This is a genomic window from Micromonospora sp. NPDC049523, assembly GCF_040676775.1.
GTDB lineage: Bacteria > Actinomycetota > Actinomycetes > Mycobacteriales > Micromonosporaceae > Micromonospora_G.
This window is the reverse complement of record NZ_JBFAPP010000001.1, coordinates 534,832-560,690: the sequence shown is the minus strand read 5'-3', so window position 1 is coordinate 560,690 and position 25,859 is coordinate 534,832. Positions and strand designations below refer to the sequence as shown.

The 25,859-nt window shown below is 70.1% G+C and carries 26 protein-coding genes; 13 read left to right on the top strand and 13 right to left on the bottom strand.

What is annotated here, in order from left to right; genetic code table 11:
- Positions 1 to 270: 270 nt before the first annotated feature.
- A complete protein-coding gene (locus AB0J90_RS02530) occupies positions 271 to 450 on the bottom strand; it encodes a hypothetical protein (RefSeq protein ID WP_363591363.1) in 180 nt (59 codons plus the stop codon).
- Positions 447 to 2,303, bottom strand: coding sequence for an amidase (locus AB0J90_RS02525; protein ID WP_363591362.1), 1,857 nt, complete (start codon positions 2,301 to 2,303; stop codon positions 447 to 449). The genes AB0J90_RS02530 and AB0J90_RS02525 overlap by 4 nt, the downstream gene beginning before the upstream one ends.
- 206 nt (positions 2,304 to 2,509) lie before the next feature.
- Between AB0J90_RS02525 and AB0J90_RS02520 the strand changes: the two genes are divergently transcribed.
- Complete coding sequence (locus tag AB0J90_RS02520) at positions 2,510 to 3,025, top strand: GNAT family N-acetyltransferase (protein ID WP_363591360.1); 516 nt, start codon at positions 2,510 to 2,512, stop codon at positions 3,023 to 3,025.
- A gap of 23 nt (positions 3,026 to 3,048) precedes the next feature.
- On the opposite strand, the gene AB0J90_RS02515 is transcribed toward AB0J90_RS02520, so the two are convergent.
- A complete protein-coding gene (locus tag AB0J90_RS02515; RefSeq protein WP_363591358.1) occupies positions 3,049 to 3,855 on the bottom strand; it encodes a phosphatase in 807 nt (268 codons plus the stop codon).
- A 105-nt stretch (positions 3,856 to 3,960) separates the two neighbouring features.
- Positions 3,961 to 4,443, bottom strand: coding sequence for an Rrf2 family transcriptional regulator (locus AB0J90_RS02510; protein ID WP_363591401.1), 483 nt, complete (start codon positions 4,441 to 4,443; stop codon positions 3,961 to 3,963).
- A 67-nt stretch (positions 4,444 to 4,510) separates the two neighbouring features.
- Between AB0J90_RS02510 and AB0J90_RS02505 the strand changes: the two genes are divergently transcribed.
- The 3 genes from AB0J90_RS02505 to AB0J90_RS02495 all read left to right on the top strand — a co-directional run bounded on the left by AB0J90_RS02505 (position 4,511) and on the right by AB0J90_RS02495 (position 7,185).
- Positions 4,511 to 5,302 (top strand): SDR family oxidoreductase, encoded by a 792-nt coding sequence (locus AB0J90_RS02505; protein ID WP_363591356.1) that lies wholly within the window; start codon positions 4,511 to 4,513, stop codon positions 5,300 to 5,302.
- 111 nt (positions 5,303 to 5,413) lie between these two features.
- On the top strand, positions 5,414 to 6,061 hold the full coding sequence (gene pnuC / locus AB0J90_RS02500) for a nicotinamide riboside transporter PnuC (protein WP_363591354.1): 648 nt from the start codon (positions 5,414 to 5,416) through the stop codon (positions 6,059 to 6,061).
- Positions 6,058 to 7,185 (top strand): AAA family ATPase, encoded by a 1,128-nt coding sequence (locus tag AB0J90_RS02495; protein ID WP_363591352.1) that lies wholly within the window; start codon positions 6,058 to 6,060, stop codon positions 7,183 to 7,185. Before pnuC ends, AB0J90_RS02495 begins: the two co-directional genes overlap by 4 nt.
- A 38-nt stretch (positions 7,186 to 7,223) precedes the next feature.
- Here the strand turns inward: AB0J90_RS02495 and AB0J90_RS02490 are convergent, their stop codons facing one another.
- The 5 genes from AB0J90_RS02490 to AB0J90_RS02470 form a co-directional block, all read right to left on the bottom strand.
- Positions 7,224 to 7,940, bottom strand: coding sequence for a M15 family metallopeptidase (locus tag AB0J90_RS02490; RefSeq protein ID WP_363591350.1), 717 nt, complete (start codon positions 7,938 to 7,940; stop codon positions 7,224 to 7,226).
- 70 nt (positions 7,941 to 8,010) lie between these two features.
- Positions 8,011 to 8,436: a DUF1992 domain-containing protein gene (locus tag AB0J90_RS02485; RefSeq protein WP_363591348.1), complete on the bottom strand. Its 426-nt coding sequence runs from the start codon at positions 8,434 to 8,436 to the stop codon at positions 8,011 to 8,013.
- 81 nt (positions 8,437 to 8,517) lie between these two features.
- Positions 8,518 to 9,282, bottom strand: a complete 765-nt coding sequence (locus tag AB0J90_RS02480; protein ID WP_363591346.1) for an ABC transporter permease — start codon at positions 9,280 to 9,282, stop codon at positions 8,518 to 8,520.
- A 10-nt stretch (positions 9,283 to 9,292) separates the two neighbouring features.
- Entirely contained in the window at positions 9,293 to 10,108 is an 816-nt protein-coding gene (locus AB0J90_RS02475; protein WP_363591344.1) for an ABC transporter permease, read from the bottom strand.
- A 1-nt stretch (position 10,109) separates the two neighbouring features.
- On the bottom strand, positions 10,110 to 11,063 hold the full coding sequence (locus tag AB0J90_RS02470; protein ID WP_363591342.1) for an ABC transporter ATP-binding protein: 954 nt from the start codon (positions 11,061 to 11,063) through the stop codon (positions 10,110 to 10,112).
- 162 nt (positions 11,064 to 11,225) lie between these two features.
- On the opposite strand from AB0J90_RS02470, the gene AB0J90_RS02465 reads away from it, so the two are divergent.
- Complete coding sequence (locus AB0J90_RS02465; protein WP_363591340.1) at positions 11,226 to 11,738, top strand: DinB family protein; 513 nt, start codon at positions 11,226 to 11,228, stop codon at positions 11,736 to 11,738.
- Here the strand turns inward: AB0J90_RS02465 and AB0J90_RS02460 are convergent.
- A complete protein-coding gene (locus AB0J90_RS02460) occupies positions 11,622 to 12,998 on the bottom strand; it encodes a DUF6596 domain-containing protein (protein WP_363591338.1) in 1,377 nt (458 codons plus the stop codon). The two genes, AB0J90_RS02465 and AB0J90_RS02460, sit on opposite strands and share 117 nt — an antisense overlap.
- 104 nt (positions 12,999 to 13,102) lie before the next feature.
- A complete protein-coding gene (locus AB0J90_RS02455) occupies positions 13,103 to 13,957 on the bottom strand; it encodes a helix-turn-helix domain-containing protein (RefSeq protein ID WP_363591336.1) in 855 nt (284 codons plus the stop codon).
- Positions 13,958 to 14,101: 144 nt separating this feature from the next.
- Here AB0J90_RS02455 and AB0J90_RS02450 point away from each other — a divergent pair, with 144 nt between their 5' ends.
- Together AB0J90_RS02450 and AB0J90_RS02445 are read left to right on the top strand one after the other, a co-directional pair.
- Entirely contained in the window at positions 14,102 to 15,190 is a 1,089-nt protein-coding gene (locus tag AB0J90_RS02450) for an FAD-dependent oxidoreductase (protein WP_363591334.1), read from the top strand.
- 27 nt (positions 15,191 to 15,217) lie between these two features.
- On the top strand, positions 15,218 to 15,688 hold the full coding sequence (locus AB0J90_RS02445; protein ID WP_363591332.1) for an SRPBCC family protein: 471 nt from the start codon (positions 15,218 to 15,220) through the stop codon (positions 15,686 to 15,688).
- A 32-nt stretch (positions 15,689 to 15,720) separates the two neighbouring features.
- On the opposite strand, the gene AB0J90_RS02440 is transcribed toward AB0J90_RS02445, so the two are convergent.
- On the bottom strand, positions 15,721 to 16,878 hold the full coding sequence (locus AB0J90_RS02440; RefSeq protein WP_363591330.1) for an epoxide hydrolase family protein: 1,158 nt from the start codon (positions 16,876 to 16,878) through the stop codon (positions 15,721 to 15,723).
- A 168-nt stretch (positions 16,879 to 17,046) separates the two neighbouring features.
- Between AB0J90_RS02440 and AB0J90_RS02435 the strand changes: the two genes are divergently transcribed.
- Positions 17,047 to 18,315, top strand: coding sequence for a DUF6596 domain-containing protein (locus tag AB0J90_RS02435; RefSeq protein ID WP_363591328.1), 1,269 nt, complete (start codon positions 17,047 to 17,049; stop codon positions 18,313 to 18,315).
- Between the two features lie 16 nt (positions 18,316 to 18,331).
- Here AB0J90_RS02435 and AB0J90_RS02430 read toward each other — a convergent pair whose 3' ends face one another.
- A complete protein-coding gene (locus tag AB0J90_RS02430) occupies positions 18,332 to 18,676 on the bottom strand; it encodes a YciI family protein (RefSeq protein ID WP_363591399.1) in 345 nt (114 codons plus the stop codon).
- A 460-nt stretch (positions 18,677 to 19,136) separates the two neighbouring features.
- Here AB0J90_RS02430 and AB0J90_RS02425 point away from each other — a divergent pair, with 460 nt between their 5' ends.
- The 5 genes from AB0J90_RS02425 to AB0J90_RS02405 all read left to right on the top strand — a co-directional run bounded on the left by AB0J90_RS02425 (position 19,137) and on the right by AB0J90_RS02405 (position 25,807).
- Positions 19,137 to 20,324, top strand: a complete 1,188-nt coding sequence (locus AB0J90_RS02425; protein WP_363591326.1) for an acyl-CoA dehydrogenase family protein — start codon at positions 19,137 to 19,139, stop codon at positions 20,322 to 20,324.
- 152 nt (positions 20,325 to 20,476) lie between these two features.
- Complete coding sequence (locus tag AB0J90_RS02420) at positions 20,477 to 21,211, top strand: DUF899 domain-containing protein (protein WP_363591324.1); 735 nt, start codon at positions 20,477 to 20,479, stop codon at positions 21,209 to 21,211.
- Positions 21,208 to 22,122, top strand: a complete 915-nt coding sequence (locus tag AB0J90_RS02415) for a glycosyltransferase (protein WP_363591322.1) — start codon at positions 21,208 to 21,210, stop codon at positions 22,120 to 22,122. The genes AB0J90_RS02420 and AB0J90_RS02415 overlap by 4 nt, the downstream gene beginning before the upstream one ends.
- Complete coding sequence (locus AB0J90_RS02410) at positions 22,119 to 24,026, top strand: ABC transporter ATP-binding protein (RefSeq protein ID WP_363591320.1); 1,908 nt, start codon at positions 22,119 to 22,121, stop codon at positions 24,024 to 24,026. Before AB0J90_RS02415 ends, AB0J90_RS02410 begins: the two co-directional genes overlap by 4 nt.
- Positions 24,023 to 25,807, top strand: a complete 1,785-nt coding sequence (locus AB0J90_RS02405; protein WP_363591318.1) for an ABC transporter ATP-binding protein — start codon at positions 24,023 to 24,025, stop codon at positions 25,805 to 25,807. The genes AB0J90_RS02410 and AB0J90_RS02405 overlap by 4 nt, the downstream gene beginning before the upstream one ends.
- Positions 25,808 to 25,859: the final 52 nt, after the last annotated feature.

The window sequence follows — 25,859 nt, the reverse complement described above, 5'->3', positions numbered from 1 at the left end:
AAAAGTTCGTTGTAGGTCGTTCGGTGTTGCTGTGACCTGATCGGTTGTTCGCTTAGGGCCGATCAGTGCAGCCACCATAACCTGTTTAGTCAGCGCGAAGCTAGCCGAAAGTACGATGTATATAAGTGATGAATCGGCGATAAATGGACCATTTGCCAATCATGACGACCGGAGGGGAGCCGTCGTGGCCGGTTGCGGTGCCATCGTGAGCGTGGTCGACGTGCGGGCGGCCCGGTCCACTGGGTTGGTGGACCGGGCCGCCCGCACGGATCAGTGGTGCGGCGACTCCTGGTGCAGGGTGTCGTCGTACGCGTAGTAGCTCGTGCCGAGCTTGGGCCCCCACTCCACGGTGAGTACGGGTGCCGGCTCGTCGTCCGGCTCGCGCAGTGGCAGACCGGCGTTGAGTAGCGGCTGCCACTCGACGGTCAGGAACGGGCCGGCGGCCGTCATGACCAGGCCTGCTCGGCCACCAGCGGATCGTTCGACAGTTCCGGCGGCACGACCTCTTCCGAGGGCGACAGCCCCCGGCTGCGCTGCGCCTCGAAGGTCGGATCCGGCGGCGCCGCTCGGTGGTACGAGGGGTATCGGTCCTGGTAGTCGATCGCGGCCTGGACCAGGGTCGGTTCGGAGAACCGTGGACCCCAGAAGGCGGCGTTGATCGGAAGTCCGTCGGTGCTGTCGTACCCGATCGGGAACGAGACCATCGGCCAGGTCAGCGCATTCGGGAGTTGGTAGAAGGTGCGGTAGTTCGACAACTGGGTCCCGCCGGAGCGTGGCCCGATCTTCGCTCCGATCGGCAGCACCAGCATGAAGTCGACCCCGGCATCGTCCAGCGCACGCTGGTAGTTGGCCTGAAGGACGCGGCGGCGGCGCTCGCCCTCGTCGCGTACGGATGCGGGGATCGCGCCGGCCGTGGCAGCCGCTGCGGCGAAGTCGCCGAACTGGCGCCGCAGCGCCTCCGCGTTCGCCGGATGCGAGTCGGCGAATGCCTGCACCGCCTGCCAGTAGCGGATCTCGTAGCGGTTCGGGCTGAGCACCGCGGTCGCCGGTGACACCGGGTTGCCCACCGGCACCGGCAACCGGTCCGACGTACGGAAATAGGGGTCGTTCTCCGGCACTGTGACGTCCAGGCCGGGGAACTCCTTGACCCGGGCCCCGAGCCTGACCAGGTCCTTCTTGAACCGCTCGAACGCCGTGCGGTAGTCGGCGTCGTAGGTTTCGGCCGGGGCGGTGCCGGTTCCACCGCGGGTCATCCAGTCGGTCTGCGGGATGCCGATGGTCACGCCGGCCAGCGGAGTCCTGCCCTTGCGCGCGGCGACCGGTAGCGCCGGAAACGGGTTCGGGGCGGACAGCGTGAGCGGGTCCGGTGCCGGGTCGGGGCCGAGGATCGCGGCCAGGACCAGGGAGGCGTCCCGGACGGAGCGGGCGATCGGTCCGAGCACGTCGTAGCCGGGGGACAGGGGCATCACCCCGGCGGTCGAGACGAGGCCGAGCGACGGTTTGATGGCGCTGGCGCCGTTCGCCGAGGCCGGCATCATGATCGAACCACCGGTTTCCTCGCCGATGGTTGCCGCCGCCAACCGGGCGGCGGTGGCGACGCCGGAGCCCTGGCTCGACCCGCCCGGGATGAAGCGCGGATTCCAGGCGTTGCCGGCGAAGGTGCCGGAGATCGAGCCCGAGAACGCCGAGGCGATCGTGTGGCCGATGATCACCGCGCCTTGCGCTCGCAACCTGGCCACGACCGTGGAGTCCCGGTACGCCACGTTGCCGTCGTACGCGTGCGTGCCGTTCTTGGCCTCCAGCCCGCGTACGCCGACCGAGTCCTTGATGCCGAACGGGATGCCGCACAGCGGCGGCGCCGAGTGCGAACCCTTGCGTAGCAACTTGTCCGCGGCGGCGGCCTGGGCGAGTGCGCCGACCCGGTCGATCCGTACGAACGCGTTGTAGCCGCCGTTGTCGCCGTAGACCTCGAACGGGCCGTTGAGCCGGTCGATGCGCTCCAGGTACGCCCTGGTCAGCTCGACCGAGGTGAGCCGGTTGGCGCGGAGCAGGACGATCAGTTCGGCGATCTCGTAGTCGACGATCCGGGCGCGGCGTGGGATGTCGCGTACCGACGGCAGCGAGTCGAGTAGTTCGTCGTGTTCGTTCCCGGTGGCTGCCGCGGGCTCCGCGACGGCGAGCGTGGTCACCGTCGCACCGGCCACCGCCGCGCCACTTCCGAGGAACATCCGGCGGCTGAACCCGGTTCGGTGCTCGTTGTTCGGTTCGGCGGCCTTTGTGGAGGCGTCCAACTTGTCGAGCATGTGCTGATGGGCTCCTGTCTTGTGCCAGGAATGGGCACCGCGCTGAGGTGCCCGCTGGGCGCCGGCTGGCGGCCCGCCAAGATCATCGCAACGCCGTGGCTGCCGCGAGTTTTCGATCTCTTTTCGGCTCCGTAAACCGAGCCGCGCCGAGCGGCCCCGTTTCCCCGTGTACGTGCGCCCGTCCGGCGGCGTGGAAGGCGACCGGGATGAGCACGGATCTGATCGATTACGGGTTGACGGACAGGGCGGACCGGCGGGTCACGCTGCGACCGGTCGACGACGAGAACTGGCGTGCCGTCGCCGACGTCGTGCCGCTCGACGAGCAGCGTGACTTCGTCGCGCCGTCGGCAGCCCGCTACCTGCTGCTCAGCATGCGCGAGGGGGTGTGGCGATCGCTCGCCGTCTACGCGGACGACGAGGTGGTCGGGCACGTGATGTGGGGGTACGACAGCGACGACCTGACCTACTGGGTCGGCGGCATGCTCGTCGACGCGGGGCAACAGGCCCGAGGGCTGGGACGAGCCAGTGTGCTGAGCCTGGTGCGTTGGCTGATGGAGCGGCCCGACTGTTCCGCCGTTCGGCTCTCCGTCGACGACTCGAACGTCACGGCCCGCCGGCTCTACGCGTCGGTCGGATTCGTCGAGCTGGAGCCGGACGGGGACGGGGATATCGTCGCCGAGATCACCCGGGACCGGGCCGGCCTCCCGAGTGATCCCGTCTAGCGACGGGCGAAACTCGACCGGGGTCAGCCGGCCAGCCCCGCGTGGTGCAGCAGGTACGCGGTCAGCGGCGCGTAGAGGCCGGGATCGAGGTTGTCGTCCAGCGGTACGCACACCCGTACCCGGCCTTCCGCCTCGCCGACGAACAGGGCCGGGTCGTTGCAGTCGGCGAAGCCGACCGTGGCTATCCCGGCCTGTGCGGCGGCACCCGCCCACCCGTGGTCGCCGATTACCAGCTCGGGCAGCGGCTCACCAGCGCTCTCCAGCGCGTTCAGGATGGCCACCATCGGCAGCGGGGAATGGGTGTGCTTCGGTCGACCGGAGGAGTCGGTGAGCACGGCGACGTCGTCGAGGAACCGGATCGACCGGTGCGGGCTGCGGTAGGACGGCTCGTCGGGATGCTGCCAGCCCGCAGCCGCCGAGAGCAGCGGACATCCCGCCGTACGCAGCGCCTGCGCCAGCGCGCGGTGGATGGACATCACCCCGTGTGGATGTCCGGTCGCGAGCAACACCCGTTGCTGCTGCCGGGCGGCGTCGCGTACGAGCGCCGCCATCGCCTCCAGGCGCTCGACCGTGCGCTCGGGGTCGATCGTGTCGTCGCCGCGTACGTGTCGGACGTCGGGGGAGACTCCGCAGCGGTCCACCATGAGCGCCAGTACCTCGGCCGGGGTCCAGGGGCCTGTCGGTCGGAGCCCGAACAGGTAGAGCGGCTGGCGTTTGCTCATCCGCCGGAAATGGTCCAGGTTGTTCTCGCGCGGGGTGGCGACCCGACCGGCGATCCGGCTTGTGACCAGGTAGTCGAGCAGAGCGTTCCGACTCGGTGTGTCGGTCATGGCGCCTCCCTCTGCATCCGTTGCCGCTGGGGATGGCCGGGTGCCGGCCGTGGCTGACTGAGTGCTGGCTGGGCCGTTGCCGCTTTCGCCGGGCCGGGTGGTGGGTCAGTCGTCGCCGCTCGGCGCCGCGAGCCAGCCGCGTATCCCGGCGAAGGTGTCCGGTCCGTAGTCGGCGGTGACGTCGCGGGCCAGGTCGGCGATTGTCACGGCGCGTAGGGCCGCCCGCCAGGCGCTGTCGGCCACGGTCATGGCCCGCGAGATCGCGCACGGCGTGGTGCAGGCCTCCGGTAGGGTCGCCAGTGGGCCTCGTTGCCGGATCTCGGTGCAGACAAAGGCTGGTCGGGCGCCGTCCACGGCCTCGACGACATCGAGCACGGTGATCAGTTCCGGTGCCCGGGTGAGCGCGTAGCCGCCGGAGTGTCCCTGCACGGATCGCACCAGTCCGGCCCGGGACAGACTCTGTAGCTGCTTGGCCAGGTAGCTGCCCGAGACGTCATGCAGCTCGGCCAGCCTGGCGGCGGGTACGGGCGACTCGGCGGCCGTCAGCACGACGCAGCAGTGCAGCGCCCACTCCACCCCGCCAGACATCTTCACCGGCTCATCCTACTCGACTTGACTCGGACAGGATCTGTCCGAGTAGTATCCCGGATATAAGATGTCCGAGTTGAAAGAGAGGTCGATCATGAAGATCGTGGTCATCGGCGGTACCGGGCTTATCGGTGCAAACCTCGTGAACAGGCTTCGGGCCGGCGGACACGACGTGGTTGCCGCGTCGCCCTCGTCGGGCGTCAACACCATCACCGGCGAGGGACTGGCCGACGCGGTGGCCGGCGCCGAAGCGGTCGTCGACGTCGCGAACTCGCCCTCCTTCGAGGATGCGGCGGTGCTGGAGTTCTTCACCACGTCGGGTCGCAACCTCCTCGCCGCGGAGGTGGACGCCGGGGTCGGTCACCACATCGCGCTGTCGGTCGTCGGTGCCGACCGCCTGGCCGACGCCGGCTACATGCGCGCGAAGATCGCCCAGGAGGACCTGATCAAGGAATCGGGACTGCCCTACACGATCCTCCGCGCGACGCAGTTCTTCGAGTTCGCCGGCGGCATCGCCCAGACGTCGACCGACGGGGACACGGTCCGGCTGCCACCCGCGCTCGTGCAGCCCGTCGCGTCCGACGACGTCGCCGCCACGCTCGCCGACATCGTGCCCGACCCGCCGCGCAACGGCACCATCGAGCTGGCCGGACCGGAGAAGATCGGCCTCGACGAGTTCGTGCGCCGGTTCCTGGCCGTGGACGGGGCACACCACGACGTACGAGAGGTGACCACCGACGTCCACGCGCGTTACTTCGGCTACGAGCTGGACGACTCGACGATCACGCCGGGCGACTCCCCGCGCATCGGCAAGGTCCGGTTCGCTGACTGGTTGGGGCAGCTCGCCAACCGGGGGTGACGGTCCGGCCCATCCCGTCGCGTGGCCAGCGTGGTACGGGGAGGGCTTGTCGCGGCACGGCGTACGGCTTCGGTTAGCGTAGGGCCACTGCCGAGCGGACGGACGAGGTCGATGCTGGACTGGCTCAACTCACCGGCGGTCACGGTGTTCGGGGCATCGACCTCGTGGGCGGAACTGCTCGGGTTCGCCACCGGGATGCTGTGCGTGCTGCTCGTCGTACGGCAGCACGTCGCGAACTGGCCGGTCGGCATCCTGAACGTACTGCTGTTGATGGTGGTCTTCTGGTCCGTCGGGCTCTACGCGGACGCCGGGTTGCAGATCGTCTACGTGGTGCTCGGCGGGTACGGCTGGTGGCAGTGGACCCGAGGCACCGGACGGGACGGCACCACCGGGGTACGGACCACCACCGGGGTGGAGTGGATCGGCCTCGCGATCGCGGGTGTGCTGCTCACCGGCCTGCTCTGGTTCTTCCTCGACCGTTTCACCGGTTCGACGGTGCCGCTGCCGGACGCGTTCACCACTGCACTGTCCCTGCTCGCCACGTACGGCCAGGCGCGCAAGCTGGTGGAGAGCTGGTGGTTGTGGGCGAGCGTCGACCTGGTCTACATCCCGCTGTACGGATACAAGGGTCTGTGGTTGACCGCGATCCTGTACGTCGCGTTCCTCGGGCTGTGCGGGCTCGGCTGGCGGGCGTGGTCGGCTGACCTGCGCGAACGGTCGGCCCGACCCGACCAGGTGGGCACGACGGTGACCGCTTGAGCGCGCCGTCGCAGCGGGCCGACGGTGTGCGCAGGTTCGGGCACGGTCTGGTGGTGGGCAAGTTCTACCCGCCGCACGCCGGCCACCACCACCTTATCGCCAGTGCGGCGGCGGCCTGTGAGCGGCTGACCGTGGTGGTGGCACCATCCAGTGTGGAATCGGTTCCGTTGGAGCTGCGGCTGACGTGGCTGCGCGAGGTGCACGCCATCACGCCGTGGGTACGGTTCGTCGGCGTCGTGGACGATCATCCGGTCGACTACGCCGACCCGCTGGCCTGGGACGCGCACTGCGCGGTCTTCCGGTCCGCGCTCGACGCCCCGGTCGACGCCGTGTTCAGTTCGGAGCCGTACGGGGACGAACTGGCCCGGCGGTTCTCCGCCACCCACGTCTGCGTGGACCAGGCCCGCAGCACGGTCGCGGTTTCCGGGACCGAGGTACGGGCGGACCCGGTGTCGCACTGGTGGCAACTGGCGCCGCCGGTGCGGGCCTGGTTCACCCGCAGGGTGGTGGTCGTCGGCGCGGAGTCGACGGGCACCACCACGCTGGCTCGCGCATTGGCGGAGGCGTTGCGCGGCGACGGCGGCGTGTGGGCGCGGACCCGCTGGGTGCCGGAGTTCGGCCGCGAGCTGACCGAGCGGAAGCTCACCGCGCTGCGGCGTACCGATCCGGGGGCCAGCGTGTTCGACGTGACCTGGTCACGGGAGGACTTCGTCGAGGTCGCCGAGACCCAGAACCGGGCCGAGGACGACGCGGCCCGTTCCGGTGGGCCGATCCTGGTGTGTGACACCGACGCCCGCGCCACCGCGGTCTGGGAGGAGCGCTACCTGGGCTCCCCGTCCCCGGCGACGCTCGCCGCCGCCCGGCGCCCCGATCTCTACCTGCTCACCGACCACGAGGGGGTGCCGTTCGAGGACGACGGCCTGCGTGACGGCGAGCACCTGCGTGCGTGGATGACCGGACGGTTCCGGCAGGTGCTGCACGACGGTGGGGTGCCCGTACGCGAACTGACCGGGCCGCCCGAGGTGCGTCTCGCCGCCGCCCGGGCAGCCTGCGCCGAACTGCTGGCGGCTGGCTGGGGACTGGCGGCTCCGCTGGCCGAATCGAATGCCGACCGCAGCCGCTGAGCGGCTGCCCGCCTTGCCCTGGAGGGTGAAGACCTGGCTCAGTCCCCGGTCTTGCTGAAGTGCTGGTAGTCCGGCGCGGACGACCATTCGCCGCCCCACTGCCAACCGGCCGAGGCGAACGCCTCCACCAGTGTTCCGTCGGGCACCGCCAGGCCGGGCCCGTCGACCGTCGTACGGTCGGCGTACGGCGCTCCGGCGGGCGGCAGCACCTTGCCGTCGACGAGGTACGGGTTCTCCACCGGGTTGACGTCGATCGCCTGCCCGTACGCGTGCGCGGACCACTTCGCGGGCCCGCCGGCCACCGCCTCCCGGCAGTTGAAGCCGGAGCTGTTGTCGTCGGCCATCGACCGGTCGTCGCTGCCGCCGTAGCCGCTCACCGGACTGAGTCGGCGGATCGGGAACCGTTCGCGGTACAGGGTGGCGAACACGCCGACGACCTCGTCCGCCACCGTACGGTGCACGACGATCGTGCCGAGGTGGGACTGGTCGTCGAAGCCCCAGTAGCTCAGCTTCAGCGCCCTGAGATCGGCCGGGCCGACCGGGCAACCGGCTCGCCAGCTCGCGCCGAGTTCGGCGGCGGTCACCGGGGTGATCTCGGAGCTGAAGGCGGGTGGTGCGAGGCTGCTCGCCGGTGCGGACGGTGACGTCGAGCCCGCGCCGGCACCTGAGTCGGGCCGGGGTGCCGACGCGCCGCAGCCGCCGACCGCGAGGGCCAGCAGCAGCATCGGGATCAGCCCGTGGGGACGGCGTCGCACCGCCGAAAGGGTACGCGGCCAACCGCGGGAGGGCCGGTCCGGAACAGGGGATTCGGCCGCTTCTGCGCCCTCAGCCGCCAACTGCACCATTTTTGCTGGTGGGGTCGCCGGGACGGGCCCGCTGCTCCCGCCAGATTTCGACCACCTCGTCGGGGTCGAACGTGTCGAGCAGCACGGGTGGCCCGTCGACCAGTCCCTGCCGGGCCCGCCGGATCCGCTCGTTGAGTTCCGCGACGCTCTCCCGGACCGCCTGCTCCGACGGCTTCCCGGTCAGCGTGCGTACCAGGTCTTCGGCTTCCTTGCGGATCCGCAGCGAGGTCGGCGCCAGCCCGGTCAGGTTCTCCCGCCGGATCCAGGCCTTGATCCACCAGTCCTCGTCGTAGGCGGTGCCGCGATCGGGGAGGGGTTTGCCGGCACCGGGGAGGTTGTCGAACTCGCCCCGTTCCTGCGCCTCGCGGATCTGGCGGTCGATCCGGGACTCGTACCAGCTGGACATCGGACTCACCTGCCTGCGTAGAACCGTCCCCGCCGAGTTTAGCCCGACCTTTTTCCTGGTCACGGCTACCAGACGGCGGCATCAGGTCAGCAGCATGCCGCTCAGTCGGCGGTTGGCCAGCCACACCCCGCCGACCCCCATCACCAGCAGGTACGCGGTCGCGCCGACCATGCCGAGCCCGAGCTGACCCGTGGTGAGTCCCCGCAGCAGCTCGATGCTCTGGTAGAGCGGCAGCGCCGCGACGACCGGCTGCACCCCGGTCGGGTAGACCGACAGCGGGTAGAACGTCGTCGCGAACAGGAACATCGGCAGCATGCACAGTTGCAGGTACTGGTGGTGGTGCGGGTCGCGGATGTACGTCGCGGCGGCGAGCCCGGCGGCCGAGAACGCGAAGGCGATCAGCACCGCCGCCGGTACGGCCAGCACCGCCCACCACGAGTGCACCATGCCGAGCGCGACGATGACGAGGAAGAAGCAGGTGGCCGAGAGCGTGCTGCGCAGCACCGAGGCGGCGATCTCGCCGACCGCGATGTCGGCGATCCGCATCGGGGTGGTCACGATCGCGTCGTAGAGCTTGTCGAAACGTACCCGCCACCACGCGTTGTTGGTGGTCTCGTTCACGGCACTGTTCATCGCCGAGGTGGCGAGCAGGGCCGGGGCGACGAAGGCCGCGTACCGGCTGGCCGCCCCGCCGGTCGCGCCGTCGTCGACGAGTTGGCCGATGCCGATGCCGACCGAGAGCAGGTAGAGGAACGGTTCGAAGATGCCGTTGACGACGAGGTTCCACGGCCGCCCGTGGCGCAGCACCCACAGGTGGCGCAGGACGATCAGGTGTGCGGACGACACGGTCGGCTCCCTAGGCGTGCAGGTGACGTCGGTAGTTGCGGCGGGCGACGAGGTAACCGACGCAGGTCAGGGCGGCCAGGTAGGCGATGTGCACCAGGCTGGTCGGCCAGGTGGCTGTACCGAGGCTCAACGTGCGGCAGAGGTCGACGCCGTGCCACAGCGGGGTGACGTAGACGACCGGTCGCAGCACCTCCGGTAGCTGCTCGACCGCGAAGAAGGTGCCGGAGAAGAGGTAGAGCGGCATGACGACCCACTTGAAGATGCTGCCGACCGGACCGACGTCGGTCAGCGTCACCGCCCAGGCGGCCGACGGGAGGGCGAACGCCATCCCGGTCAGCGTTGCCGCCGGCAGGGCCAGCGCGACCAGTGGCGACATCGCGGCCCCGAACGCGACCATCACCAGCAGGAACGCCGCGGCGCTCGTCAGCACCCGCAGGGTCATGAACAGCAGGTGGCCGTGGAGGATGTCCTCCGGCTCCAGCGGTGTTCCGGCCGCGACCGGGTAGGCGCCGCCCGGCCGGCGGCTCCAGGCGACCGGGAAGGCGGCCTCGATGATCCCGTTCTGCATCGACGCCGCGGCGAGCATGCCGGGCGCGAAGAAGGCGAGGTAACCGACGCCGCCGAGGACGGCCGTGTCGGGGCCGATCAACCGGCCCAGTCCCAGCCCCATCGCGACCAGGAACAGCAGTGGATTGGCGACGCTGATGACGATGGTGCCGCGCCAGGTCCGCCGGTAACGCAACGTCCAGTACCGGTAGGCGCGCAACGCCATGCCGGTGTTCGTGGTCGGGTCGCCGAGCGGCGGGGCGAGGGTTTCGGTGGCCATCTCAGTCCACCAGCGTCCGGCCGGTCAGGGCGAGGAAGACGTCCTCCAGGCTCGCCCGTCGCACCATGGCCGTGACCGGTCGCAAACCCAACCGGTGTACGGAGGCCAGCGCGGCATCGCCCTCGTCGGTGTACCAGAGCAGCCGGTCGGGCAGTGCCTCCAACCGGTCGCGGACGCCCTCGTCGCGCAGCTTCTCCAGCGCGGTGCCCTGCTCGCCGGTGCCGAACCGCAGTTCGAGGACCTCCCGGGTCGAGTGGGCGGCGATCAGCTCGGCGGGTGATCCCTCGGCCACGATCCGGCCCTTGTCCATCACCACGAGCCGGTCGCAGAGCTGCTCGGCTTCGTCCATGTAGTGGGTGGTGAGGATCAGGCTCACTCCCTGTTGTTTGAGCCGGAACAGGCGGTCCCAGAGGATGTGCCGGGCCTGCGGGTCCAGCCCGGTGGTGGGCTCGTCGAGCAGCAGGATCTCGGGTTCGTTGACGAGGGACCGGGCGATGGTGAGCCGTCGGCGCATGCCGCCGGAGAGCGCCTCCACCCGTTCCGCCCCGCGCTGGTCGAGTTGGGCGAACTCCAGCAGCCGCTCGGTGCGTTCGGCGATGACCTGTTTCGGCAGTCCGAAGTAGCGGCCGTAGATGAGCAGGTTCTCCCGTACGGTCAGCTCCCGGTCCAGGGCGTCGTCCTGGGGTACGACGCCCAGCCGGGCCCGGATCCGGCGCCCGTCCGTACGCGGGTCCATCCCGAGTACGCGCAACGTGCCGGCCGTCGGCGGGGAGACGCACGCGATCATCCGCATGGTGGACGACTTGCCGGCGCCGTTCGGACCGAGGAAGCCGAACGCCTGGCCCCGGTGCAGGGTGAAGTCGATGCCGTCCACCGCGGTGAAGCTCGCGGATCGACGGTCGCGGGGCGGGTAGCGCTTGACGAGGCCGGCAGCCTCCACGAGGACAGCAGTCACGCCGCCGAGCGTAGAAAATCTCACAACGGTACGCAAATAATTAGCAGAACCATGCAAAAAGTCGAGTGCTGTTCCTTGGTTGTTGTCGGGCGTAGGAGCGGTCACGCACCGCGCCGGAAACTCCCGCGCGGTACGCGTACGGCTCGGGTAGCGTGCCGGTCCATGTCCCCAGCCCGGATCCGTCCCCCGTTCGTGGCCGACGAGCGGACCCAGCTTGTCGGCTGGTACGACATGCAGCGCGCGATCATCCACTACAAGTGCGAGGGACTGTCCGAGGTGGACGCCCACCGGTCCGTCCTGCCGACCTCGCCCCTGATGACGGTGGCGGGTGTGGTCTCCCACCTGCGCTGGGTCGAGCAGACCTGGTTCGAGGTCCTCTTCCTGGGGCGGCCGGCCGAAGGCCCCCAGTTCCAGGAGGAACCCGAGGACGCCGACATGATGGTCGACGGCATCCCGCTGAGCCAGCTCCTGGCCGACTACGAGCGGCAGTGCGCCATCTCCAACGAGATCATCGCGGCCCACTCGCTGGACGAGGTGGGCCGCCACCCGGATTTCCGGTCAGCCGAGGCGTCCCTGCGGTGGATGGTGATCCACATGGTGGAGGAAACCGCTCGCCACGCGGGTCACCTCGACACCATCCGTGAGTTGCTCGACGGGGAGACGGGCTACTACTGAGCCCAGGCCGGGTCGACGTCGAGCTTCCGGTTCGCCGGCCGTCTCGGCGAGCCGGCCGGCGAGGAAGGCGCGCTCGGCGGAGTTGTCGACCAGCGCGATGGCGCGTTCGTACTCGGCGGCGGCCTCGGTGTTCCGGCCCAGCCGACGCAGCAGGTCGGCCCTGATCGCCGGCAGGTAGTGGTAGCGGGCCAGCGCCTCGCTGTCTTCGAGGGCTTCGACCTCGGCCAGCGCGACCGCCGGTCCACGGACCATCGCCACCGGCACGGCCCGGTTGAGCGCCACCACCGGCGACGGCCACACCCGCAGCAACTCGTCGTAGAGCACCAGGATCTGACCCCAGTCCGTGCTGTCGTACGTCGCCGCGGCGGCGTGCAGGGCGGCGATGGCTGCCTGCAGGACGAACCGGCCCGGGTTCCCGCCGTCGAGTGCTTCCAGCACCAGTTCGTGTGCTTCGGCGATACTCTGCCGGTCCCAGGCCGACCGGTCCTGTTCCTCCAGCAGCAGCAGGCGCCCGTCCGCCCCGGTACGGGTGGCCCGCCGGGCATGGTTGGCCAGCAGCAACGCGAGCAGCCCCTTGACCTCGCGCTCCTGCGGCATCAGGTCGCGTAGCAGCCGGGCCAGGTCGAGCGCGCGCTCGGCGATGTCGTCCCTGGTCAGCGTGGGCCCGCTCGGTGCCGTGTGGCCGGTGGTGAAGAGCAGGTGGATCGTGGTGAGGACGCCGTCCAGGCGCTGTGACAGCTCGTCCGGTGCGGGCATCCGGAAGGGGATCCGGGCCGTGGTGATCTTCTTCTTCGCCCGGGTGATCCGGGCTGCCATGGTCGTCTCGGAGACCAGGAAGGCTCGCGCGATGTCCGGGGTCACCACGCCGCAGACCAGCCGCAGGGTGAGCGCGACCTGGGCCTCGGTCGCCAGCGCGGGGTGACAGCAGAGGAAGAGCAGGCGCAGCGGGTCCTCGTGGGCCACCGGGTCGGCGAGTTCCGGCTCGGCCTCCACCGGCTCCACCAGCAGGTGCAACTTCGACCGGAGCGTGCTGGCCCGGCGCAGCGCGTCGAGCGCCTTGTGCTTTGCCGTGGTCGTCAGCCAGGCTCCCGGACTGTTCGGTACGCCCGTGCGTGTCCATGTGTCGAGCGCGGCGACGTACGCGTCCTGCACGCACTCCTCGGCCAGGTCGAGATCACGGGTGAGGCGAACCGTCGCGGCGAGCACGTTGGCCCAGTCGCGGCGGTGCGCTTCGTCGACCGCCCGTTGGACCGAGGTCACCGCGCGAGCACTGGACGCACCTCGGCGGTGCCGTCCATGGTCGGTGTTGCGTACTGCGGCATGGTTCGTCCTGTCCTACGGGGTTTACAGCATTCCGCTGCTGGTCAGCTGGCCACGGCGCGCAGCGTGCGTACGCCTGCGCGGTCGAGTCGGTCGAGTGCGGCGGTCGTCGCCGCGTCGGCGGGAAGGTACACGATCAGCCGCTGGTTGTCGTCCACGGGAAGTTCGAGCGTCTCGTAGGCCAGCCGCAGCTCACCGGCTTCGGGGTGGACCAGCCGCACGATCCCGCTGGACCTCGGTAGCCCGGGTACGGTGCCCGCGCGGCGGGTGAACGACTCGCCCGCGGTGATGGTCAACTCGTCCGCGAGTTCCGCCACGGCCTGGTCCAACCGGAACGGCCCCTGCTTGAGCGCGGCGACGTGTTCGTCGGCGACGTGGTCCCAGTCGGGGTACGCGGCGCGGGCCCGGTCGTCGGTGAAGACGAACCGGGCGAGGTTCGGTGGTGTTCCGTCCAGCAGGCCGATTGGTCCCGCCAACCGCCGATACCCGGCCGTGCAGGCGAGCACCTCGCTCACGTGGTTGAGCAGTACGGCGGGCGCGGGCTCGAGGTGGTCGATCAGGCCCTGCACGGTGGGCCGTACGGTGCGCACCGGCGCCGCGTCGCCCCGGCAGGTGAAACCGCCCTCGACCCCCTTGGCGAGGCGGTGCAGGTGGACTCGTTCCCGTCCGGTCAGCGCAAGCGCGTCGGCCAGGGCCGACAGCACCTGCGCGGAGGGCCGCCGGTCGTGCCCCTGCTCGAGCCGGGTCACGTACTCCACGCTGACGCCGGCCAGCACCGCGACCTCCGAGCGGCGGAGCCCCGGCGTACGGCGACGGCTTCCGGCGGGCAGTCCCACCTGGGCCGGCGTGACGGTCTCACGGCGGATACGCAGGAACATACCCAGCTCGTTGTCGCTCACCTTCCGAACCTAACAGCCGCCGGGCGTCGGACCGTATCCCTGCCGCTACCACCCTCGGCTCGGTCTGGCTGGTCGTCGCGGGCGTCGCCAGGGTGAGGGCGTGGCCTTCCCGGGCCACCTAGTGACTCGTCCCGGAGGTGTGCTGTGGTTCCAACAGTGGTCGTGGTGGGCGGCGGGTACGGCGGCATCACGGTGGCGAAGGCGCTGGACGACGTCGCCGACGTGGTCCTGGTCGAGCCCCGCGACACGTTCGTACACACCGTCGCCGCGTTGCGCGCGGCAGTGGACCCGGACTGGGCGGACCGGATCTTCCTCCCGTACGACCGGCTGCTGACCCGTGGACGGGTGCGCCACGATCGAGCGGTACGGGTGTCCGCGAACGCGGTCGAACTCGGCTCCGGAGAGGTGGTCGGGGCTGACTACGTCGTGCTCGCGACGGGGACGGCCTATCCGTACCCCGCCAAGATCGATGTCGAGGACAGTGCCGGGGCCAGGTCGAAGCTCGGGGCCACCCACCACGCGTTGGGCCAGGCCCGACGGGTGCTGCTGCTCGGCGCCGGACCGGTGGGACTGGAGTTCGCGGGCGAGATCAAATCGATGTGGCCGGAGAAGACCGTCACGGTCGTGGACCCCGGCACGGATCTCGTCTCCGGACGGTTCCCGGACGAGTTCCGGTCGATCCTGCGCACCCAGCTCGACCAACTCGGCGTCGAGGTCCTGCTCGGTACGTCGTTGCGCGAACTGCCCCGATCGGAGCCGGGTCGGGCGGCCACCGTCACCGTGACGACCGAATCCGGGGTGGAGATCACCGCGGACATCTGGTTCCCCTGCCACGGGGTGCGCGTCGACAGCGGCTACCTCGCCGACGAACTGCGCGTGGCCCAGCGGCCCGACAACCTGCTTGCCGTCACCTCGGAGTTGCGGCTGCACGGCCAGGACACCGTGTTCGCGGTCGGGGACATCACCGCGGTGCCCGAGCTGAAGATGGCCCGTGCCGCCCAGCGGCACGCCGAGGTGGTGGCCGCCAACATCCGTACCCTGATCGGAGGCGGCATCGACATGATCACCTACCGACCCGCGGCGGATGCCATCGTCCTCCCGCTCGGCCCCAAGGGCGGCGTCTCGTACGCACCCGAAGTCGGCGTTCTCGACGCCGGACCCACCTCGGACATCAAGGGCGACCTGTTCATCGACAACTACCTCGAACTTCTCGGCCTGGCCGCGACCCCGTGATCGAGCCGCCGACACTATGTTCGACCCATGCACTCGACGTACGTATCGCAGCATGTCAGGGCTCCGCGACCGGCCGTCTACCGGGCGTTGTTGGATGCGGACGCGATCGCGAGGTGGCGGGTTCCGGCCGGGATGAGCAGCCACGTGCACGAGTTCGAGGCCAGGGAGGGCGGCCGGTTTCGCGTCTCGCTCACCTACGACACGTCCGACGGCGTGGGCAAGTCGGCGGCGCACACCGACACGTACCACGGGCATTTCCTCCGGCTCGTGCCGGACGAGCAGGTGGTCGAGGTGTTCGAGTTCGAGACCGCCGACCCGGCGATGGGCGGCAGCATGACGATGACCACCACGCTGGTCGACGCCGACGGTGGCACCGAGGTGCGGATCACGCACGAGGGCATTCCGCAGGGCGTCTCGCCCGCCGACAACGAGACCGGTACGCGGATGGCCCTGGCGAACCTCGCCCGGCTCGTCGAGGCCGAAGAGCCGAACCCCTGAGGATCCCTGTCCTCGGGACCGTCGCCGAACGGCTACCGGGTCAGTGTCCTGCGGAACTTCCGCAGGTCGGCGACGAACAGTTCGGGCTGCTCCAGGGCGGCGAAGTGGCCGCCCCGGTCGTACTCGCTCCAGTGCACGATGTTCGGGAACGCCTGGTCGGCGAAGTGCCGTACGGGCTGGGCCAGGTCGCGCGGGAAGACCGCCACCCCGAGGCGTACCGGCAGTGGTGGTGGCGTCGGCGGTGGCGGCACGGCGGTCGGTAGCCGGTCGGCCATCTCGTAGTAGAACCCGGCGGAGGAGCCGGCGGTCGCCGTCAACCAGTAGATCATCACGTTGGTGAGCAGCCTGTCCCGGTCGACCGCGTCCTCGGGGGACTTGGCCGAGTCGGTCCACTCCCAGTACTTCTCGATGATCCAGGCGAGCTGCCCGACCGGTGAGTCGGTCAGGCCGTACGCCAGCGTCTGCGGCCGGGTGGCCTGGATCTGCATGTACCCGGAGAGGTCACCGAGGAAGACGGGGAGCAGGTCGAGCCGGGCGAGTTCCACCTCGGTCAGCCCCGCCAGCTCGGCCGGGTCCGCGGGCGGTGGCGTGATCAGGAAGTTCAGGTGCGTACCGAGGATGTGGTCGGGGTCCGACCCGGACAGGGCCAGCGTGATCCAGTTGCCGATGTCGCCGCCCTGCGGGATGTAGCGGTCGTAGCCGAGGCGGCGCATCAGCTCCGCCCACGCGGCGGCGATGCGGTCGATGCCCCAGCCGGGTCCGGCGGTCGGGCCGGAGAAACCGAAGCCCGGAATGGAGGGGATGACCACGTGGAAGGCTTCCGCCGGGTCGCCGCCGTGGGCCCGCGGGTCGGTCAGCGGGCCGACGACGTCGAGGAACTCCACCATGGATCCCGGCCACGCGTGGCTGATGATCAGCGGTACGGCGTCCGCCTCGGGCGAGCGGACGTGGACGAAGTGCACGTTGGTGCCGTCGATCTCGGTGACGAACTGCGGCAGCTCGTTCAGCCGCGCCTCGGCCGCCCGCCAGTCGTAGCTCGTCCGCCAGTACTCCGCCAGCTCCCTCAGGTAGTCCAGCGGCACCCCGCGCTCCCAGCTACCGGGCACCTGGTCCGGCCACCGGGTGGCCGCCAGCCGACGCCGCAGGTCGTCGAGGGCGTCCTGGGGAATCTCGATGCGGAACGGCTCCATCAGGCACTCCTCTGCTCCCAGGTACGCCGAAGAGTTCGCACGTCAGCGGCGCGAAACCACGCCTTTCGCACAGGCGCGTCTTGATCGCTCGTTCGCTTCACGGTAGCCAGCGCGTTTTGTGACCAGCACCTCCGAGGGTGCGCCGTGCCGGCGTTGCATGATGGGACGATGAAGACCGATGACGAGGTCGACGATCTGCTCCGTCGGCTGGCGCCGCAGGTTCTCGGCACGTTGGTCCGGCGTCACGGCGGCATCGACACGTGCGAGGACGCGGTCCAGGACGCGCTGCTCGCGGCGGCTCTTCAGTGGTCCGCGGACGGCGTGCCCGACAACCCCGCGGGCTGGTTGATCACGGTCGCCTCGCGTCGGCTCACCGACCAGTACCGCAGCGAGGTGGCCCGCCGTCGCCGTGAGGTGACGGACGCGGCATTGCAGCCGTCGGACCGGCAGTGGGTACCGGGACCGGACGCGGACCAACCGCCGAACTCCGACGACACTCTGATCCTGCTCTTCATGTGCTGCCACCCGTCGCTGTCACCCGCCTCCCAGGCCGCCCTGACGCTGCGCGCGGTCGGTGGCCTGTCCACCGAGCAGATCGCCCGCGCGTTCCTGACCGCCGAGCCCACCATGAAACAGCGCATCAGCCGGGCCAAACAGCGGATCAGGGCCAGCGGTGTCCCGTTCGAGCTGCCTCCCGAGCAGGAGCGGCCGGCCCGGCTGCGGGTTGTCCTGCACGTGCTTTACCTGATCTTCAACGAGGGGTACACCACCACCTCGGGCCCGCAGTTGCAGCGCGACGACCTGACCGGCGAGGCGATCCGGCTCACCCGCGAACTGCACCGGCTACAGCCGGACGACGGCGAGGTGGCCGGCCTGCTCGCGCTGATGCTGCTCACCGATGCCCGCCGCCCGGCGCGTACCCGGCCGGACGGCAGCCTGATCCCACTGGACGAACAGGACCGCAGCCGGTGGGACCAAGCGGCCGTACGGGAGGGAGTGGCGCTGGTGACCCGTACGCTGCCACGCGGGTCGGCCGGGCCGTTCCAGTTGCAGGCGGCGATCGCCGCCGTGCACGCCGAGGCGACGCGGGCGCAGGACACCGACTGGCCGCAGATCCTCGGCCTGTACGACCTGCTGCAACGGATGGCGCCCGGCCCGATGGTGGCACTCAACCGCGCGGTGGCGGTGGGGATGGTGCACGGGCCACGTGCGGCGCTCGGCCTGCTGCAGAGCCTGACCGCGGACGACCGGTTGGCCGGACACCATCGCCTGGAGGCGACCCGCGCGCACCTGCTGGAGATGGCGGGCGAGCAGGAGGCGGCGCGATCCGCCTATGCCCTGGCCGCCCGCCTCACGACAAACGTGCTGGAGCGGCGCTATCTGGAGGAACGCGCCACCAGGGTGGTCGTCGACACCGTCGGGGCGGCCGGCGGCTGAGCTGGTCGGCTCGCGGTCACTCCTCCGGCCAGAACGGCCGCAGCTCGATGGTGCCCTGCTTGGCTCCCGGGTGCTTCGACGCCACCTCGATCGCCTCCTTCAGGTCGGCGCACTCGATCACATCGAAGCCCGCCATCTGCTCCTTCGTCTCGGCGAACGGACCGTCGGAGATCAACAGGTCGCCGCCTCGCAATTGGATCGAGGTGGCATCACTGACCGGGCGCAGACGATCGCCCAGTACGCGTACACCACGGGCGTCCATTTCCCGGACCCAGGCGCCGACGGCCTCCATTTCGGCGGCGTCTTCCTCGGGGGTCAGCTCGATCGACTCGTCAACGCAGACCATCAGCAGGTACTTCAATGTCCGTCCCACCTCTTCGAGCACCGGTAACCGACAGGAATGTACCAGCCACCCACGCGGTCGGCGGGCGTCTGCGTCCGTAAGGGACTCACTGGGCGGACCGCGCAAGGTGGGACGAACACCCGGAGATCGCACGCTTGAAGGTGCCAGGTCACCGCTGGCATTGCAAGGCTCGGAGCAGGGAAAAACAGCCCGAGCAGGCCGCCTGAGCGACCAAGGAGCAGATTGCGTGGTCGGGTCGGGCGGTGGTGAGGTCGACACTCCATTGGCGGGATGATCCATTAGGTGGCGATCGACCCGGGACAGTGTCGTATCCCGAAAAATCGGCGGGTTGCCGGCCTCGCGGTCCCCCTCTCGGGCACCGATGCGTCCACAATCGTCAACTGGGCGCTCCGGCCGACCGGGACCCCGACAGAACGTACGTCGACCCGCGGCGTCGCCACGACCTTCGGAGGACACAATGACGCTGACCACCCAACCCCGATCCGACACGGACCTGCTGACCCGTGTCGCGGAGGCCGTACCCGTCCTCCGTACGCACGCACGTTGGACGGACGAGAACAGGCGCCTGCACGACGAGGTGCTGGAAGCGCTCGGCGCCGCCGGTGTCTACCGGATGCGGGTGCCGACCCGCTACGGCGGCTACGAGTCGAACGCGGCCACCATGTACCAGGTGGTCGCCCAGGTGGGACTCGGCGACGGATCCGCGTCCTGGAACAGCGCGGTCTGGTCGATGTGTGCCTGGCTGACCGGGCTGTTCCCGGACCAGGTGCAGGACGAGGTCTTCTCCACCCCGGACGCCCGGGTCTGCGGGGTGCTCAGCCCGACCGCGCTGGCGGTGCCGCGCGACGGCGGCTTCGTGGTCGACGGCCAGTGGCGCTTCATCAGCGGCGCTCGGCACAGCCAGTGGCAGCTCGTGATCGCCATGGCTCCCACCCCGGACGGGGCGGGCCAGTGGCCGGTGATGGCCGTCGTGCCGCTGTCGGACCTGGAGATCGTCGACGACTGGTTCACCGCGGGGCTGCGGGGGACCGGGAGCGTCACCACCGTCGCCCGGGACGTGTTCGTCCCCGCCGAGCGGGTCCTGCCCATGGCTTCGATCCTGCAGGGGCAGTACGCCTCGGCCGCCAACGCCGAGCTGCCGTTGTACCGGTCGCCGATGATCGCGACCGGGTGTGCCTCGTTCGCCGGCACCGCGGTCGGCCTCGCCCGTGCGGCCAGGGACAACTTCATGGAGCGGCTGCCCGGCAAGAAGATCACCTACACCGAGTACGCCAGCCAGCGGGAGGCACCGCTGACCCACTTCCAACTCGCCGAGGCGACGATGCTGATCGACGAGGCGGACTTCCACGCGACCCGGCTGGTGACCAGCCTCGACGCCAAGACGGTCAGCGCGCAGCCGTGGAGCCTGATCGAGCGAGCCAGCGCCCGCGCCGCGCTGGGCCGGGTGTTCAGCCTCGCCAAGCAGGCGGTCGACATCCTCAACACGGCCAGCGGCGGTTCGTCGGTTTACGCCGACGTGCCGATCCAACGCATCGAGCGGGACATCCAGACGCTCAACCTGCACGCGCTCATGCACCCGAACACCAACATGGAGGTGTACGGGCGGGTGTTGTGCGGGCTGGACCCCAACACGTCGTACATCTGATTTCGTCGGCCCGGGGCGCGACCGCGCGCGGCGCGCCCCGGGCCGCAGATCCACGGCAAAAAATTCAACCGCAGGCACGTCGCCAACCGGTCCTTCGCTCCGACCTATCTACGGAGCCTCCACCGGGAGGCACGTCGAGAAGGGGAACCGGTATGGGTGACATCCAAGTGGTATCGAGGGACGCCTGGTTGGCGGCCCGCAAACGGCTGCTCGCCAACGAGGAGCAGGCCGCGCGGGCGCTGGCCGAGGTCAGCGCGGAGCGGCAGGCGCTGCCGGTGGTCGAGGTCGACAAGGAGTACGTGTTCGAGGGGCCGGACGGCAAGGTGACCCTGCCGGCGCTCTTCGAGGGACGCGGCCAGTTGGTCGTGTACCACTTCATGTTCGACCCCGCCTGGGACGCCGGCTGCAAGTTCTGCTCGTACCTGGTGGACAGCATCGGCAACCTGACCCACCTGCACCGCAGGGACACCACGTTCGCGCTCGTCTCCCGTGCGCCGTACGCCAAGATCGAGCAGTTCAGGTCCCGGATGGGCTGGACGATGCCGTGGTACTCGTCGTTCGGCAGCGACTTCAACTACGACTTCCACGTCACCCAGGACGAGGACGTCGCCCCGGTCGAGTACAACTACCAGGACAAGGAGACCCTCGTCCGCAACGGCGAGGAGTGGGTGACCCAGGGTGAGCAGAGCGGCCTGAGTGTCTTCGTCCAGCAGAACGGCACGGTCTACCACACGTACTCCGGTTACAGCGACGGCCCGACCGTGCTGCACGGCACCGACACCCTGCTCGACTTCACCCCGCAGGGCAAGCCGCGGCTCGAGGAGATGAACGGGTGGCTGCGCCACCACGACAAGTACGCCCCCCACCTGATCGAGGAACAGCCGTGACCGATGCCCTGGAATGCAGCGTCATCGTCTCCACCTACAACCGGGAGGAGATGCTGCGCCACACCCTGGAGTCGCTCACCCGGCAGAACCTGCCGCTCGACCGGTTCGAGGTCCTGGTCATCGACGACGGGTCCAGTGACGGGACCAGGAGCCTGGTCGAGACCTTCTCCGACCGGCTCAACCTGCGCTACTTCTTCCAGCCCGACGAGGGCTGGCGGGTGGCGAAGGCGCGCAACGTCGGCATCCGCAACGCGCGCTCTGAGCGGTGCGTTTTCGTCGACGCCGGGGTGCTGCTGCACTCCGGCTGCGTGGCCGCGCACGTGGCGGCCCTGGACAGCGTCACCGGCCCGGTCGCGGTCACCGGTTACGTCTACTGCTTCGACGTGACCGACGAGGACGCCGAGCAGATGCGCAAGGACATCGACGTACGCGACCCGGACGCGACGATCGCCCGGTTCGCGGCGGAGCAGCGCTGGCTCGACCTGCGGGAGATCTTCTACGAGCAGCACACCGACGAGTTCAACGACCTGCCGGCGCCGTGGGTCATCTGGTGGACGTGCAACGTCTCCGCGCGTACGGCGGAACTGCGTGAGGTCGGCCTGTTCGACGAGGTGTTCCAGAGCTGGGGTGGCGAGGACATCGACCTCGCGTACCGCCTGCACCGGGCCGGTGCCCGGTTCGTCCTCGCCCGCGACGCCAGCGCCATCCACTACCCGCACCACAAGGACTTCGACAAGAACGAGGAGGCCGCGGCGGGCAACTACCAGTACATCGCCCGCAAGTACGGCACCCCGATCGCCGCGTTGATGCAGGGCAGCCCGGACATCCACCCATTCAACATCAACGACATCATCGTCGAACGCGGGCTGCCGAGCTGCGCGGACTACCTGGCGCAGGGCGTATCCAGGTGAGCGAAGCGCTGCCTCCGGAGACGTTGCGCGAGCTGGTCGCGGCCAGGATCGCCATCCTGCGGCTGTCCCGGCGGGCCGGTGCCGGGCTGGTCGGCGGCCTGGTGCTGGTCAACGTCGTGCTCGGCGCGCTGCCCGTCGCCTTCGTCATCGCGACGAGTGTCGTGCTCGGCCGGGTGCCGGCGGCCGTCGAGGGTGGGCTGTCCTCGTCGGCGTGGCGGTCGCTGGTCACGGTCTTCGTGCTCGGCGCCGCCGCGTTCGTCGGCCAGCAGATCCTCGCCCCGCTGGTGACCTCGCTGTCCGAGCTGGTCGCCCGCCGGATCGACGGGCAGATGTTCCGCGAGCTGATGTCGGCATCGCTGAGCAGCCCGGGGATCGCGCCGCTGGAGGACCAGCGGGTGCTGGGCGAGCTGCGGTTGGCCGCCACCGAGCTGCAGTTCGGGGTGCAGAGTCCGGGGCAGGCGTGCGCCGGCGCACTGGCACTGATCCCGAAGTATCTGCAACTCCTCGGCTACGCCGTGGTGATCGGGGTGGCCTTCTCCTGGCTCGCCGCCGCCGGGCTGACCGTCACCGTGCTGATGTTCCGCTACGGCCAACGCGGCGGCCTGCGCAGGTACGCGCGCAAGCGGATCACGCTCGACGCGTACGAGCGTGAGATCGAGTACCTGCGGCAGCTCGCCATCCAGCCGGCAGCCGGCAAGGAGATCCGCATCTTCGGCCTGGCCAACTGGCTGGGACAGCGGCTACGCCAGGTCACCATCGAGTTCCTGAAACCGATGTGGTCGGCACGCCGCCATGTCTACATGTGGCCGTTCGTCTGGTTCGCCACCTGGGGGCTGCTGGTCACCGTCGCCGTGTTCGCGGCGATCGGGTCCGCCTCGACGGAGACGTTCTCGCTGGTCACGTTCGCGCTGGTGGTGCAGTCGGCACTGGCGGCGTTGCGGTTGGGGGAGTACTACCCCGAGTCCGACCTGCAGACCACCATCGGCATGCTCGCCTACGACGCCGTGCAGCGCTTCGCCGGCAGCGTGCGCGGCTACCCCGCTGTCACACCCGGGCCGCAGGCCGGATCCGACGTCGGCCCGACCGGGCGTACGGTGCCGGAGCCACAGGGCACGATCCACTTCGACAACGTGACGTTCCGCTACCCCGGCCAGGACCGGCCGGTCTTCGAGGGGCTGGACTTGAGGATCCCGGTCGGGGCCTGCACCGCGATCGTCGGGCTCAACGGTGCCGGCAAGACCACGCTGGTCAAGTTGCTCGCCCGGCTGTACGAGCCGACGAGCGGCACCGTACGCGTTGACGGGGTGGACATCCGGTCGTACCCGATCGAGCAGTGGCGTACCCGGCTCGGCGTCATCTTCCAGCAGTTCGCCCGGTACGAGGCGAGCGCCGCCGACAACATCGCGTACGGCGCCGTCGGGCACCTCGACGACTCGCCCGGAATCCGGGCCGCCGCGGCCGACGTCGGCATCGTCGACGCCCTGGACCGGCTGCCCCGTGGACTGGACACCCCGCTGGCCCGCCACCTGTCCGGCGGGGCCGAACTCTCCGGCGGCCAGTGGCAGCGGGTCGCGCTGGCCCGCGCGCTGTTCGCGCTGCGGCACGGTGCGCGCGTACTGGTGCTCGACGAACCGACCGCGAGCCTCGACATCCGGGCCGAGGCGCACTTCTTCGACGAGTTCGCCCGGCTCACCGAGAGCGCGACCACGCTGCTGATCTCGCACCGGTTCTCCACCGTGCGCCACGCCGACCTGATCGTGGTGCTCGAACAGGGTCGAGTCCTGGAACAGGGCAGCCACGAGACGCTGCTGGCCGAGGACGGGCGCTACGCCGAACTGTTCCGACTGCAGGGCGACCGGTTCACCGACGCCCGCGCCGACAAGATCGAGGCGGTGGTGGAGTGAGAGACGTGCTCGCCGGGTCGTGGAACATGCTGACCACCGCCTGGCGGATGGACCGGCGCAAGACGATCATCTCGGTGCTGCTGATGGTCAGCGGTGCCGCGGCGGCACCGCTGCTCGCCGCGGCGCTCGGCCGGATGGCGGACGACATCTTCGCCGGTCGGGCCGCCGAGGCCGCGGTGGCCGGAAGCATCGTCGCGGTGCTCGCCATCATGAGCCTGACCTTCGCCCACTTCGCCCACATCGCCTACTTCGAGCTGTCCGAACTCGCCGAGCTCGACTTCGACGAGCAGCTCATCGCGGTTTCCAACGGCTCGCCCGGCATCGAACACCACGAGCGGCACGAACAGGCCGACGCGCTGACCGTACTGGCCCAGGAGAGCAGGCAGTACCAGGCCGGGCTGGAGGCACTGCTCAACAGCCTCGGCCTCGCGCTGGCGGTGGTGCTCACCGCGATCCTGCTCGCCACGGCGAACCCGTGGCTGCTCCTGCTGCCGCTCGCCGCCATACCACCGCTGGTCACGGGACGGATCGCCGAACGGATCCTGGACCGGACCAAGACGCGCACGGCCGAGCAGACCCGGGGCGCGCTGCACCTGTTCCAGCTCTCCACCTCCGCCCAGTTCGCCGGTGAGCTGCGGGTCTTCGGGCTGCGCGACGAGCTGCTGCGCCGCCACACCGAGCTGTGGCAGGGCGCCACCGACGGCCTGTGGCGCGGGCACGCGATGGCCACCTGGATCCGGGCGGCGGGTCAGGTCGTGTTCGCGCTGGCGTACGTCGGTGCGGTGCTGCTCGTCGTACGGGACACCATCGTCGGGCGGCGCGGGGTGGGCGACGTGGTGCTCGTACTGACCCTCGCGGTCCAGGTGAACCAGCAGGTGAGCGCGGCGGTGAGCCTGTTGCGCGACCTGCAGCGGATGTCCAGCGCGTACCGCCGGCTCGCCGGCCTGCGGGCCTCGGTCACCCCCGACGAGCCGCTGCCCGCGGACCAGGCTCCGCCCGCGCGACTGTCCACCGGGCTGACGTTGCAGGGGGTGAGCTTCGCCTACCCGGGGACGGACACCTACGCGCTGCGCGACGTCGACCTCACCCTGCCGGCCGGCGCCACGGTCGCCATCGTCGGCGAGAACGGGGCCGGGAAGACCAGCCTGGTCAAGCTGCTCTGCGGCTTCTACCAGCCGACGTCCGGCCAGGTCCTGCTGGACGGTACGGACCTGCGCCGGGTGCCGGTCGAGCAGTGGCGGGAGCGGATCGCCGCCGGTTTCCAGGACTTCGTCCGGTACGAGTTGACGGTGCAGCACGCGGTGGGCGTCGGCGACCTGCCCCGGGTGTCGTCGGAGGAGGCGGTACGCGACGCGCTGGACCGGGCGCACGCCACCGGCGTACTGGAGCAGCTCACCGACGGTGTGCGTACCCAACTCGGCAAGTCGTACGCCGACGGCGCGGAACTCTCCGGTGGGCAGTGGCAGAAGGTGGCGCTGGGCCGGGCACTCATGCGGCCGACCCCGCTGCTGCTCGTGCTCGACGAGCCGACCTCCGCACTCGACCCGGAGGCCGAGCACGCGCTGTTCGAGCGGTACGCCGAGCAGGCCCGGCTCGCCGCGGCGACGACGGGGACGATCACCCTCTTCGTCTCGCACCGGTTCTCCACCGTACGGATGGCCGACCTCATCGTGGTGGTCCGGGACGGTCGGGTGGTCGAGTCCGGTCCGCACGACGCGCTGATGGCCAACGGCGGGCTCTACGCCGAACTGTTCGGCATCCAGGCGGCCGCGTACCGGTGACGACGCGAACCCGTACCCGGTCGGAACCCCGGCTGGGTACGGGCCGCGCCCG

Bases quoted from the DNA above. Each gene is read 5' to 3' on its own strand.
- AB0J90_RS02530 (WP_363591363.1), bottom strand. From the start codon at position 450: ATGACGGCCGCCGGCCCGTTCCTGACCGTCGAGTGGCAGCCGCTACTC.
- AB0J90_RS02525 (WP_363591362.1), bottom strand. From the start codon at position 2,303: ATGCTCGACAAGTTGGACGCCTCCACAAAGGCCGCCGAACCGAACAAC.
- AB0J90_RS02520 (WP_363591360.1), top strand. From the start codon at position 2,510: ATGAGCACGGATCTGATCGATTACGGGTTGACGGACAGGGCGGACCGG.
- AB0J90_RS02515 (WP_363591358.1), bottom strand. From the start codon at position 3,855: ATGACCGACACACCGAGTCGGAACGCTCTGCTCGACTACCTGGTCACA.
- AB0J90_RS02510 (WP_363591401.1), bottom strand. From the start codon at position 4,443: ATGTCTGGCGGGGTGGAGTGGGCGCTGCACTGCTGCGTCGTGCTGACG.
- AB0J90_RS02505 (WP_363591356.1), top strand. From the start codon at position 4,511: ATGTCCGAGTTGAAAGAGAGGTCGATCATGAAGATCGTGGTCATCGGC.
- pnuC (WP_363591354.1), top strand. From the start codon at position 5,414: ATGCTGGACTGGCTCAACTCACCGGCGGTCACGGTGTTCGGGGCATCG.
- AB0J90_RS02485 (WP_363591348.1), bottom strand. From the start codon at position 8,436: ATGTCCAGCTGGTACGAGTCCCGGATCGACCGCCAGATCCGCGAGGCG.
- AB0J90_RS02475 (WP_363591344.1), bottom strand. From the start codon at position 10,108: ATGGCCACCGAAACCCTCGCCCCGCCGCTCGGCGACCCGACCACGAAC.
- AB0J90_RS02465 (WP_363591340.1), top strand. From the start codon at position 11,226: ATGTCCCCAGCCCGGATCCGTCCCCCGTTCGTGGCCGACGAGCGGACC.
- AB0J90_RS02445 (WP_363591332.1), top strand. From the start codon at position 15,218: ATGCACTCGACGTACGTATCGCAGCATGTCAGGGCTCCGCGACCGGCC.
- AB0J90_RS02440 (WP_363591330.1), bottom strand. From the start codon at position 16,878: ATGGAGCCGTTCCGCATCGAGATTCCCCAGGACGCCCTCGACGACCTG.
- AB0J90_RS02435 (WP_363591328.1), top strand. From the start codon at position 17,047: ATGAAGACCGATGACGAGGTCGACGATCTGCTCCGTCGGCTGGCGCCG.
- AB0J90_RS02425 (WP_363591326.1), top strand. From the start codon at position 19,137: ATGACGCTGACCACCCAACCCCGATCCGACACGGACCTGCTGACCCGT.
- AB0J90_RS02420 (WP_363591324.1), top strand. From the start codon at position 20,477: ATGGGTGACATCCAAGTGGTATCGAGGGACGCCTGGTTGGCGGCCCGC.